We start from the raw sequence: 11,803 nt of genomic DNA, 5'->3' as shown, positions 1-11,803 counted from the left end.
GGCAGGAGGCGGCGGCCCGCGTGGCGCGCGCCCGCGAGCTGGCCGAGCCGCTGAAGGCCGCGCCGTTGCTGGCCGAGCTCGACGCCCTGGTGGGCCGCGCCCAGGTGACTTCCGGCAGATCGAGGGGCGCGGCCGGGCCCGACGGCGCGCCGGTGGGTTCGCCGCTGGGGCTGACGGCCCGCGAGCTGGAGGTGCTCCGGCTCGTCACCGCCGGGCGCAGCAACCGGGAGATCGCCGGGGAGCTGGTCATCGCCGTCAAGACGGTGAGCGTCCACGTGTCCAACATCCTGGCCAAGCTCGGCGTCGCCTCACGAGGGGAGGCCGCGGCCACGGCCCACCGCCTGCGCCTGTTCGCCGGCCCGCAGTGACGCCGGGTCTGATCGGCGGCCGGCGCCGGCCTCTGCCGGCCGGACCGGTCAGGCCGTTTCGGCACTGAGGGTCTGTGCCACCGAGCGGCGGGCCGCCACGCGTGTGGGCAGGGCGGCGAGCGCCGCCGTCGCCCGGAGGATCGCGAGTGCGGCGGCGAGCATCCAGGAGACGGGCGGTGTGATCCTCTCCCCGGCGCTGAGGAGCCGGTACACGCCGACGCCCAGGGGAACGCCGGCGACGGCGCCGGGCAGGGCGGCCAGGAGCTGGGCGGTGGACAGCCCCGCGGAGATCTGTCCGGGGTGGCGCCGAGCGTGCGCGCGACGGCCATCGCGCGCCGGGCTTCCATGGCCGTGGTCCAGGTGAGCGTGATGGTGTTCACGGTGGCGAGCGCGAGCAGCAGGACGGTGACCGCCAGCAGCAGCCGGCGGTCGTGGACCTCCCGGCCTGCGGGCCGTCAGGCGCGCTGCGGCGGCGCTGTGGTCGTCCGGGGACGAGCCGGCCGTCAGGTGGTGGGGGACTCGGGCCGGCTGTCCGTGACGGCCGTCCGGTGGCGGCCGTGGACAGGGCGGGGTGTCCGTGGTGGGCGGGTCAGCCGGTCAGCTGGGCTTCCAGGCGGTAGCCGTCCACCGTGACGTACACCTGGTCGCCCGGGCGGGCGTTCAGGCGCATCAACACCGGCTGGAGCGAGTCGAAGACCGGCTGGTGGCCCTGCCAGACCAGGACGATGGCGTTGTCGCCCGGCCCCGTCACCGACAGGAGCGTGCCCGGCCGCATGCCGAGCTGCGCCGCGTACCCCTCCGGGACCGGCACCGGGCCGCCGCGCAGGTGCTCGGGCGTGACGTCGATGCGCTGCCAGCGGCGCGGGTCGGACGACGGGCCGGGGATCGGTGGCGGCGGGCTGGACGGCGCGCCCGCGAGGGCCGGCAGCGCGGATGACCGGCCGCCCGAGAGCGCCGAGAGCGTGGCGAGCGCCGCCGAGGGGTCGATGGAACTCGCCCCGGCCGTGGGGATCGGCTGGCCGCCGCGGTGATGGTGGCCGTTGGCGCCGGGTGTGCGGCGGGGGAGTGGCTGCGCCGGTGAGGGCGCGGAGGAGGCCAGGTCGTGCGCCGAGGTCTCCGGGGGCAGCGCTTCGAGCCACGCCTTGGCGGAGTGGGCGCGGATGCCGAGCTCGCCCAGCAGCTCCACGACGTCGGCGTCGGCCGGCTGCGAGGCGAGGAGCTGCCTCGTACGCGCCTGGAGCCGCTGGATGTCGCCCACGACGAGCCAGCCGTCCTGGAGGCGGCGGTCGGGCATGAGGGTGACGAGCACCCGCCACAGCGGCGTGCGCAGCGACGGCACGATCACGGGGTGCGCCGGGTCGGCGCCGATGAGCTGCTCCTGGGTGGCGGCGGCGCCGAGCCACTCGGTCAGCCGGAACATGTGGCCCGTCACCGGCGCCGACTCCGACGAGCGCAGCCAGTGCAGGACGCGCTCCTCGGCGGTGCGCTGCGCGTGGGAGAGCGCGTCACGGTCGACGAGCATCTTGTGGGCGAGCGTACGGAGGCTGACCGGGTCCTCCGCGAACAGCCGGTGGACGGCCACGGCCAGTTCCAGCTTGTCCAGCCCGCGGAACAGGCTGTCCACGACCCGGACCATCGCGTGGTCCATGTCCGACGGCACGGGCGAGGGCGGGACCGGGGCGGAGCCGCCGGGCAGGCTGGAGCCGTAGTCGCCCGGGAGAGGGGAGCCCGGGAGCGGGGAGGAGGCGGAGGGCGCCGGGGGCTGACCGTTCGCCTGCGGGGCGGGCGTGGCCGGGGAGCCGGGGACGTTCGGGACGTTCGGGCCGGGTGCGCCGCCGGTGCGGGGCAGCGGGCCGGTGGGGCTCGCCGCGGGCTGCCCGCGGAACGCCCCCGTGTCCTGCTGACCGCCGCCCGGCCGGGCGGGGAAGGCACCGGTGTCGGACCGGTTCTCGCCGGGCTGGGCCGGGTAGGCGCCGCTGTCGGACCGCGCCGCGCCGGGCCGGGCGGGGAAGGCGCCCGTGTCGCGCTGCGGCGTGCCTCCCGGCTGGGCCGGGAAGGACCCGGTCTGGCCCGCGCCGGACGGCGAGCCGTTCTGGTCCACGGCGGGGAAGGAGCCGGTCTGATGCGGTCGGGGGCTCGGGCCGGCGGCCGGGAAAGGCCCCGACTGCTGCGGCGCGCCGCCCTGCTGCGACGGGCCGTCCTGGCCCACCGCGGGGAAACCGCCGGTCTGGTGCGGCGGCACGTCCTGGCCGACGGCGGGGAAGCCGCCGGTCCGGTGCGCCGGCACGTCCTCCGGCTGCGCCGGGAACCCGCCGCTCTGCTGGGCGGCCTGCGGCTGAGCGGGGAAGCCGCCGCTCTGCGGGTCGGGCTGTGCCGGAAAGGGTTCCGACTGGTGCGCGGCGGGCTGCACGGGGAACGGGCCGGAAGACGGAGCCGCGCCCTCGCCGGGAGCACCGGCGGGGCGCGGGACGAACGGCCGGGTGACCTCCGGGTGACCGGCCTGGACGGCGGCGGTCGCACCGGTCCCGGCGGTCGCGGCGGTCGTGCCGGTCCGCGTCACGTCGCGTTGTACGCGGCCGAGCACCTCGCGCAGCACGGAGCCGAGGACGACCTCCGGCGTGGCCGAGGGGGTGGCCAGGTCGGCCGGGGAGAGCCTGCGCAGCCGCTGCCAGCCGCCGAGGCCGGCCACGGCCGTGCGGGTGGCGTCGGACCAGCCCGGCAGCGCCGGGTCCACCCGGTACACCGACAGCGCGGGAAGCAGGTCGGACAGCGGCAGGTGGTCCCAGCGGGCCGCGGCCAGCCGCGCGAGCCGTTCACAGATCCAGTCGAGTCCCGCTGTCGCGAGCGCCCGCGACAGCGACAGGGACGACCACCAGGCGGCCGGCAGACGCGGATCGCCCAGCACCTCCGCGACCTGCTGTGGCCTGCTCCAGCGCAGGGCGGGGACCAGGTCGCTCAGGCAGATCGATGACTCGACTTCCATCGGCAGACCTTAACCTCCCCAGAGTGAACCACGTGGCCGGCGATACACCTGTGGCTCATGGTGCAGCTTACGCGGCAAGCTATCAATCGGCGTGAATAGGGTAAAGACGGTTCACTTCCAAACCGTACCGTGGCCGACCGCCCACCAGGGCCACACATTCCGCACCCGCCTGGCACCCGGCCCGCAGAGCAGCCGCTTCGCCGGCGCCTTCGAGGCGCGCTGTGAGATATCCGGCAGCGAAGGCGTCGCCCGCTCCGGTCGTGTCGACGGCGTGGACGCGCACGCCCTCCGCGGCCGCCACGATACGTCCTCCGGTCGCGGCGACGGCGCCTTGGGACCCCAGCTTCACCACCGCCGTGCCGTACCGCTCGCTGAGGATCTCGGCGGCCCGCGCCGGCTCCGGAACACCGGTCAGCACGAGGGCCTCGTCGCGGTTCGGGATGATCAGGCCGGCCGGTGCCGACTCGCTCAGGAACCGCTCGACGCCGAACTCCCTCAGCGGCCCGGTCGAGGCCGGGTCGACGCTGACAGCGATCCCGGCCGCCGCGGCCCGCTCCATCGCCAGCCGGGCCAGCCGCAGCCCCGGCTCGGTGAAGAACGTGTAGCCCGACAGGTGCAGCAGCGCGACGCCGTCGAGGAAGGCGTCGTCCCAGTCGCCGGGGGAGATCCGGCCGCCGGCCCCGCGGTTGGTGAGCATGGAGCGCTCGCCGCCGGCGTCCACCATCGCGATCACCACGGCCGTCGGGTGGTCGGGGTCCACCTGGGCGTGCGGGCGCACCCCCGCCCTGACCAGCTCGGCGGTGTGCCACTCGCTGCTGTCGTACCCGAGCCGGGTCAGCAGGCGGGTGTCGGCGCCGAGGCGGGCGGCCCAGCAGGCGGTGTTCGCGCCCGAGCCGCCGGGGCGCAGCACGATGTCGGCGGCGGTGTCGGTGCCGGGCGCGATGGGGGCGCCGCCGTGCAGCGCCACGACATCGGTCACCACGTCCCCGACCACCAGCAACCCGCCTCCGCCCCCCATGCTGCGCTCGGAGGGGCTGGGCTCGGAGGGCGGGTGCGTCATGGGGGAGGCGGGCGGCGGTGCCGCTTCGGTCACGGCCGGGACCAGGCGAGCGCGACGCGGGCCGCGAGGGCGGTGTTGCCGCGGACGGCGGCCAGGTTGGCCTCCAGGGAGGCGCCGCCGGTGCCGCGCACCAGGTACCCCAGCAGGAACGGCGTGATCGCCTGCCCGGTGACGCCGTCCCGGGCGGCCGCCTCCAGGGCCTCGGCCAGGACCCGGTCGTGCAGCTCGGGGTCGAGCTGCTGCTCCACCGGCACCGGGTTGGCGAGGATGAGCGCGCTCTCCTGCCCGCCGAAGGCGTCCTGCGCGCGCATCACGGCCGCCACGTCCTCGGGCGTCTCGACCCGCCACTCGACCGGCAGACCGGAGGAGTGCAGGTAGAAGCCCGGGAACAGGTCGGTCCGGTAGCCGGCCACGCTGACGCCGCGGGTCTCCAGCCGCTGGAGCGTCGCCGGCACGTCGAGGATGGACTTGACGCCGGCGCACACCACCGTGATGCGGGTGGCGGCGAGGGTGCCGAGGTCGGCCGACTCGTCCTGGTCCTCGGTCCAGCCGCGGTGGACGCCGCCGAGCCCGCCGGTGGCGAACACGCGGATGCCCGCCCGCGCCGCCAGGAACGACGTCGCCGAGACGGTCGTCGCGCCGCTCGCCTTCAGCGCCGCGGCCATCGGCAGGTCACGCTGGCCGAGCTTGCGCAGCCCCGGCTCCGAGGCGACGCGCTCCAGCTCGGCCTCGGTCAGGCCGGCGCGGGCGACACCGTCCAGCACCGCGATGGTGGCCGGCACGGCGCCCGCCTCGCGGACGATCCCCTCCAGCTCCCTGGCGACCTCCAGGTTGCGCGGCTGCGGCAGGCCGTGGGAGATGATCGTGGACTCCAGGGCCACGACGGGCGCGCCGGTGGAGAGGGCCTCGGCGACCTCGTCGGACGGCTGGAGAAGGGGGTCGGCGGCAGTGCGCATGTGGGTGCGGTGCTCCTTCGGGTGGTCGGCCTGACACGGGGAAACGTGGACTTTAGTGCATTTGGGGAGTTTGCGGTGAATTGGGGTCCGAGTCCCCCCGCGACTCGCCCCGCCCCAGCTTACGGGCCTCGTCGTCACCGCCCATCGGCGCCGGCTCCGCCCCGCGGCCGGGCTGTCCGGGTGGGAGCGGGAGCCTTAGGGTGCCTGTATGGGGAAATATGACGTTGTGGTGGCGGGTGGCGGGCACAACGGTCTGGTCGCGGCCGCCTACCTCGCGCGTGCCGGGCGGCGGGTGCTCGTCCTCGAACGGCTCGACCACGCCGGCGGTCTGGCCATCTCCGCCCGCGCCTTCCCCGGCGTGGACGTGCGGCTGTCGCGCTACTCCTACCTGGTCAGCCTGCTCCCCACCGCGATCGTCCGGGATCTGGGCCTCGATCTGGAGCTGCGCCGCCGCCGCTACGCCTCCTACACCCCCAAGGGCGACACCGGGCTGCTCGTCGACAACGAGGACGCGGCCCGTACCGAGGAGTCGTTCCGGCGCGTCACCGGCGGGGAGGCCGACCACAAGGCGTGGCGCGACTTCTACGCCATGGCCGGGCGGACGGCCCGCGTCCTCGCGCCCACGCTCCTCCAACCCCTGCGGACGCCTGCCGAGATCGAGCAGCTGGTCGGCCCCGAGGCGTGGCGCGACCTGTTCGAACGGCCCATCGGCCAGGCGGTGGACGAGCGGTTCGGCGACGACACCGTACGCGGCGTGGTGCTGACCGACGCGCTCATCGGCACGTTCGCCGACCCTGCCACGGACCTGGCGGCCAACCGCTGCTTCCTCTACCACGTCATCGGCGACGGCACCGGCGAGTGGAACGTCCCGGTCGGCGGCATGGGAGCCGTGTCCGGGGCCATCGAGGCGGCGGCCAGGCGGGCCGGCGCGGAGATCAGGACCGGCGCCGAGATCGTCGGCATCGCGCCGTCCGGGGAGGTGACCTTCCGGGCGGAGGACGGCGAGCACACCGTGGCCGGCGGCCACGTGCTGGTCAACCTGCCCCCCGCCGTCCTCGACCGCGTGCTCGGGCGGCCCGCGACCGTGCCGGAGGGAGCCCAGCTCAAGGTCAACATGGTGCTGTCGCGGCTGCCCCGGCTCCGGGACGCGTCGGTGGACCCGCGGGCGGCCTTCAGCGGCACGTTCCACATCAACGAGAGCCGCGACCAGCTCGCCGCGGCCCACGCGCAGGCGTCGCGCGGCGAGATCCCGGAGGTGCCGCCCGCCGAGGTGTACTGCCACTCGCTCACCGACCCGTCCATCCTCGGGCCGGAGCTGCGGGGCAGGGCCGAGACGATGACGCTGTTCGGCCTGCACATGCCGGCGCGGCTGTTCCGCGCGGACCCGGAGGGGGCGCGCGCGGCGGCCCTGCGGGCCACGTTCGCCTCGCTCGACCGGGTGCTGGCCGAGCCGATCGAGGACTGCCTGCTGCGCGGCCCGGACGGCACGCCCTGCGTCGAGGTCAGGACGCCCGTGGATCTGGAGACCGAGGCGGGACTGCCCGGCGGCCACATCTTCCACCGCGACCTGACGTGGCCGTACGCCGAGGGCGGGGACGCGGGCGGGAAGTGGGGCGTGCGGACCGAACACGAGCGGATCCTGCTGTGCGGCGCGGGCGCCCGCCGGGGCGGAGGGGTCAGCGGCATACCGGGACACAACGCCGCGATGGCCCTGCTCACCGCCTGATCGTTCTCATACGAAGATGGCCGGGCCGTTCATAGGGTTCTCATGATGTGCCCCTAGTTTGTGAAGCATGAGTGAGCCCGCACGGTTGCTGGTGGTGGACGACGAGCCCGCGTTGCGCGAGGCGCTGCAGTCGAGCCTGGAGTTCGAGGGCTACCGGGTCGTCACCGCCAACGACGGCCAGGCCGCGCTGGACGAGCTGGTCCGCGAGCCGTACGACGCCGTGCTGCTCGACGTGATGATGCCGCGCCTCGACGGACTGACCGCGTGCCGCCGGCTGCGCGGCGGGGGCAACCACGTGCCGGTGCTCATGCTGACCGCCCGCGACGCCGTGGGCGACCGGGTGTCCGGCCTGGACGCGGGCGCCGACGACTACCTGGTCAAGCCGTTCGAGCTGGACGAGCTGCTGGCGCGCGTCCGCGCGCTGCTGCGGCGCAGCGCGCTGCACGCCGGCACGCCGGAGAACTCCCTGACGTACGGCGACCTGCGCATGGACCCGGCGACGAGGGAGGTGACCCGCGGCGACCGGCCGCTCGACCTGACCAGGACCGAGTACCTCCTCATGGAGCTGTTCCTGACGCACCCGCGCCAGGTGCTGACGCGCGAGCAGATCCTGGGCGAGGTGTGGGGGTTCGACTTCGAGCCGACCTCGAACTCGCTCGACGTCTACATCATGTACCTGCGCCGCAAGACCGAGGCCGGCGGCGAGCCGCGCGTGATCCACACCGTGCGCGGGGTGGGGTACGTCCTGCGGGCGACGACATGAGACGGTTCGGCAGCCTGCGCTCGCGGCTGACGCTGCTGGTCACGACCGCCGTGGTGGTGGCCATCGCCGCCTGCGCCATGATGTCCTGGGTCGTCGCGGAGAAGCAGATGCTCCGCACCCTCGACCAGACCATCCTGGAGCCCGATGATCCCCGCTGGCTGAAGGACCACTGCCAGAAGGGCGGGACCGGCGACCCCTTCGGCGACAGCGTGACGCTCCTGGGAGCCGACGGCAGCACCTGCTCGCTGGGCAAGCCGATCGTGCCCACCGAGGAGGACAAGGCCCTGCTCGCCCACCCGGGTGACCCGGTCTTCCGCAACGGCCAGACCACCGACGGGCGAGCGGTGCGCGTGGTCACCACGAACTTCGCGCCCGGCGTCGCCGTGCTGGAGTCGAGGCCGCTGAACCACGTCCGCGGCTCCCTGCGGCAGATGGCGCTCGGCCTCGCCGCCCTCACCGCGCTCGGCGCGCTGGGCGCCGCCTGGGCCGGTCTGGCGATCTCCAGGGCAGCCCTGGCCCCCGTGGGCCGCCTGACCAAGGCCGTCGAGCACATCGCGCAGACGCAGGACCTCAGCACCCGCATCCCCGTCCAGGGCACCGACGAGATCGCCCGGCTCAGCTCGTCCTTCAACGCCATGACGACCGCACTGGCCGGCTCGCGGGACCGGCAGCGCCAGCTCGTCGCCGACGCCGGCCACGAGCTGCGCACCCCGCTCACCACCCTGCGCACCAACATCGACCTGCTGCTGCGCAGCGAGCAGACCGGCCGCAGCCTCGAACCGGGCGCCAAGAAACGCCTGCTCGTCAACGTCAAGGCGCAGTTCGCCGAGCTGTCCACGCTGGTCGGGGACCTGCTCCAGCTCGCCCGCGGCGACACCGACCACGAGCCGCACGCCGAGCTGGGCCTGCACGACGTCGTGCGGGCCGCCGTCGAGCGGGCGCGGCTGCGCGGCGCCGAGGTCAGCACCGACCTCGGCGAGTGGTACGTCTTCGGCGGCGCGGCCTCACTGGAACGTGCCGTGCTCAACCTCATCGACAACGCGGCGAAGTTCGGCCCCGGCCAGGTGGACGTGGTCCTGCGCGACGGCACGCTGACCGTCCGCGACCACGGGCCCGGCATCCCCGAGGAGGAGCTGCCGCACGTCTTCGACCGGTTCTGGCGCTCGCCGTCGGCGCGCGCCCTGCCCGGCTCGGGGCTGGGGCTGGCGATCGTGGCTCAGTCCGTCGCCGAATCGGGTGGCCGCGTGCGCCTTGACAACGCTCAGGGCGGCGGAGTCATGGCGACAGTTGAGATTCCTGGGAAATCTCACGCCGCGCTCAGATAGCCATAAGTACCTTCAAAGACCGATGTTTTGCACTATCAGCATGCAGACATCAGTCAGGACTCGGCTCGTCGAGGTGGTCGTCCCCGTCCACAACGAGCAGCGGGTGTTGCGCGAGAGCATCGCCCGGCTGCACGGCTATCTGACCCGCACCTTCCCCTACGGTTTCCGCATCACGATCGCCGACAACGCCAGCACCGACGACACCTGGCACGAGGCCCGGCGACTGGCCGCCGAGCTGCCCGGCGTGCGAGCCGTCCACCTCGACGCCAAGGGCCGCGGCCGGGCGCTGCGCCACGTGTGGTCCCGCAGCGAGGCCGACGTCGTCAGCTACATGGACGTCGACCTGTCCACCGACCTGGACGCGTTCCTGCCCCTCGTCGCCCCTCTCCTGTCGGGCCACAGCGACCTCGCGATCGGCACCCGGCTCTCGCGCGGGTCGAACGTGGTGCGCGGGCCCAAGCGGGAGTTCGTCTCCCGGGCGTACAACCTGTTGCTGCGCTCCCTGATGGGGGCGCGCTTCACCGACGCCCAGTGCGGCTTCAAGGCCGTGCGCACCGAGGTCGCGCAGGCGCTGCTGCCCGCCGTCGAGGACGAGCAGTGGTTCTTCGACACCGAGCTGCTGCTGCTCGCCGAGCGGCACGGCCTGCGCATCCACGAGGTGCCCGTCGACTGGGTGGACGACCCCGACAGCCGCGTCGACGTCGTCCGGACCGCCCTGGACGACCTGCGCGGCATGGCCCGGGTCGCCCGCAGGACGCTGTCCGGCGCCGCCCGCATCCCCGTCCCCGCCCGCGTGCGCCAGGCCGAGCTGCCGCGCGGCATGGCCCGCCAGCTTCCCCGCTTCGCCGTCGTGGGCGCGGTCAGCACGCTCGCCTACCTCCTGCTCTTCTCCGGCCTGCGCCAGGCCGTCCCGGTCTTCACGGCGAACGCCGTCGCCCTGCTCGTCACCGCCGTGGCCAACACCGCCGCCAACCGCCGCTTCACCTTCGGCGTCACCGGCTCGTCCGGGGTGCTGCGCCAGCAGTTCGAGGGGCTCGTCGCGTTCCTCGTCGGCCTGGCCCTCACCACCGGGAGCCTCGCGCTGCTGCCCGGCGACGTCTCCCACGGCGTCGAGCTGGTCACCGTGATCGTGGCCAACGCGCTGGCCACCCTCGCGCGGTTCCTGCTGCTGCGCGTGTGGGTCTTCAACCCCCGGAGAAGGAACGCCGCCTGATGACGACCACCCCGAGTCTCTCCGCGCACCGTCGTACCTCCCGGCGCAGCGCCGGCGACGCCCCCCGCTGGTCGCGCCCCGCGCTGTGGGCCGTGCTCGCCGCCGCCTTCGTCCTGTACGCGTGGGCGCTCAGCGGCTACGCCAACGAGTACTACTCCGCCGCCATCCTGTCCGGCACCAGGAGCTGGAAGGCGTTCTTCTTCGGCGCCATCGACGCGGGCTCGTACATCACCGTCGACAAGCCGCCGCTGGCGCTGTGGGTGATGGGGCTGTCGGCCCGGGTGTTCGGCTTCGGCACGTGGAGCATGCTGCTGCCGCAGGCCGTCGCCGGCGTGGCCGCCGTCGCGCTGGTCCACTCCGCCGTCCTGCGGGCCCACGGGGGCGCGCGGCAGGGGCACGTGGCGGCCCTCGTCGCGGCCGTCGTCATGACGCTCACGCCCATCACCGTGGCCATCAACCGGGACAACAACCCCGACACCATCCTCGTGCTGCTGCTCGTGCTGGCCGCGTGGTTCTGCCTGGAGTCGCTGCGCACCGGCCGGCTGCGGTCGCTGCTGCTGTGCGCGCTGTTCGTGGGGCTCGCCTTCAACGTCAAGATGCTCCAGGCGTACCTCGTGGTGCCGGCGTTCGCGCTCGCGTACCTGGTGTGCGCCCGCGGCGCGGTGGTGCGGCGGATCGGGCGCCTGCTGGCGGCCGGGGCCGTGCTGGTGGTCTCCAGCGCCTGGTGGATGGTGATCGTGGACCTGTGGCCGGCCGGCTCGCGCCCGTACATCGGCGGATCGACCGACAACTCCGTCCGGGACCTCGTCATCGGCTACAACGGCCTCGGGCGGATCTTCGGCCAGGGCGCCGGGAACGGCGGGTTCGGCGGCGGTGGCGGCGCGTCGTTCGGCGGCGCGTCGGGGGCCGGGCGGCTGTTCAACGAGATCATGGCCGGGCAGATCTCCTGGCTGCTGCCGTTCTGCGCCCTCGCCCTGGCGTTCGCGGCGCTGTCCCGCTGGACCTCCCGTCGCGCCGGCGCGGAGGGGGCGGCCGGCGCCGAGGGGACCGGCGGCGCCGAAGGAGCGTCCGGAGCGGCGTGGCTCGTCTGGGGCGGCTGGCTGGTGGTCCACTTCGCGGTGTTCAGCTTCTCCAGCGGCACCTTCCACCCGTACTACACCACCGCCATGGCCCCGGCCGTCGCCGCGGTCACCGGCATGGGCGGCGTGCTCATGTGGCGGTCGTACCGCCGGTCGCGGACCTGGGCCTGGGTGCTGCCGCTGGCGGTCGCCGTCACGGGCGGCTGGTCGTTCACGGTGCTGCGTCGCTCGCCCGACTTCGTGCCGTGGCTGGCGTGGGCGGTGCTCGCCGCGACCGTCCTCGCCGTCGCCGGGCTGGCGCTGGCCCGGCTCGTCCTCGCCGGGCGCGGG

At 74.5% G+C, this 11,803-nt stretch carries 10 protein-coding genes; 6 read left to right on the top strand and 4 right to left on the bottom strand.

The features are described 5' to 3' along the window. A partial coding sequence (locus tag ABZS51_RS40810; RefSeq protein ID WP_355453171.1) for a LuxR C-terminal-related transcriptional regulator occupies nt 1-368 on the top strand: 368 nt, incomplete at its 5' end. A 48-nt stretch (nt 369-416) separates the two neighbouring features. On the opposite strand, the gene ABZS51_RS40805 is transcribed toward ABZS51_RS40810, so the two are convergent. The 4 genes from ABZS51_RS40805 to ABZS51_RS40790 form a co-directional block, all read right to left on the bottom strand. Beyond that, the gene (locus tag ABZS51_RS40805) at nt 417-581 is read right to left on the bottom strand and encodes a hypothetical protein (protein ID WP_355453168.1); all 165 of its coding nucleotides are present in this window, start codon (nt 579-581) and stop codon (nt 417-419) included. A gap of 376 nt (nt 582-957) precedes the next feature. Then, a complete protein-coding gene (locus tag ABZS51_RS40800) occupies nt 958-3,351 on the bottom strand; it encodes a hypothetical protein (protein ID WP_355453166.1) in 2,394 nt (797 codons plus the stop codon). An 82-nt stretch (nt 3,352-3,433) separates the two neighbouring features. After that, nucleotides 3,434-4,444, bottom strand: coding sequence for a sugar kinase (locus ABZS51_RS40795; RefSeq protein ID WP_355453163.1), 1,011 nt, complete (start codon nt 4,442-4,444; stop codon nt 3,434-3,436). Next, nucleotides 4,441-5,367, bottom strand: coding sequence for a pseudouridine-5'-phosphate glycosidase (locus tag ABZS51_RS40790; RefSeq protein WP_310711209.1), 927 nt, complete (start codon nt 5,365-5,367; stop codon nt 4,441-4,443). The genes ABZS51_RS40795 and ABZS51_RS40790 overlap by 4 nt, the downstream gene beginning before the upstream one ends. A gap of 208 nt (nt 5,368-5,575) precedes the next feature. Between ABZS51_RS40790 and ABZS51_RS40785 the strand changes: the two genes are divergently transcribed. From ABZS51_RS40785 to ABZS51_RS40765, 5 genes are all read left to right on the top strand, one after another. Further along, nucleotides 5,576-7,093 carry an NAD(P)/FAD-dependent oxidoreductase gene (locus ABZS51_RS40785; protein ID WP_355453160.1) on the top strand — a complete coding sequence of 506 codons (1,518 nt, stop codon included), beginning with the start codon at nt 5,576-5,578 and terminating at the stop codon, nt 7,091-7,093. A 67-nt stretch (nt 7,094-7,160) separates the two neighbouring features. After that, a complete protein-coding gene (locus ABZS51_RS40780) occupies nt 7,161-7,856 on the top strand; it encodes a response regulator transcription factor (protein WP_355453158.1) in 696 nt (231 codons plus the stop codon). Further along, the gene (locus ABZS51_RS40775; RefSeq protein ID WP_355453155.1) at nt 7,853-9,181 is read left to right on the top strand and encodes a HAMP domain-containing sensor histidine kinase; all 1,329 of its coding nucleotides are present in this window, start codon (nt 7,853-7,855) and stop codon (nt 9,179-9,181) included. Before ABZS51_RS40780 ends, ABZS51_RS40775 begins: the two co-directional genes overlap by 4 nt. A gap of 40 nt (nt 9,182-9,221) precedes the next feature. Further along, entirely contained in the window at nt 9,222-10,394 is a 1,173-nt protein-coding gene (locus tag ABZS51_RS40770) for a bifunctional glycosyltransferase family 2/GtrA family protein (protein WP_355453153.1), read from the top strand. Continuing rightward, nucleotides 10,394-11,803, top strand: a 1,410-nt coding sequence (locus ABZS51_RS40765) for a glycosyltransferase family 39 protein (protein ID WP_355453150.1), incomplete at its 3' end; no start/stop codon positions are given. The genes ABZS51_RS40770 and ABZS51_RS40765, both read left to right, overlap by 1 nt.

Origin of the sequence: Nonomuraea sp. NPDC005501 (assembly GCF_040605905.1) — a bacterium.
Taxonomy (GTDB): domain Bacteria; phylum Actinomycetota; class Actinomycetes; order Streptosporangiales; family Streptosporangiaceae; genus Nonomuraea.
The sequence above is the reverse complement of the archived record's forward strand: the minus strand, read 5'-3'. Positions and strand labels throughout refer to the sequence as shown.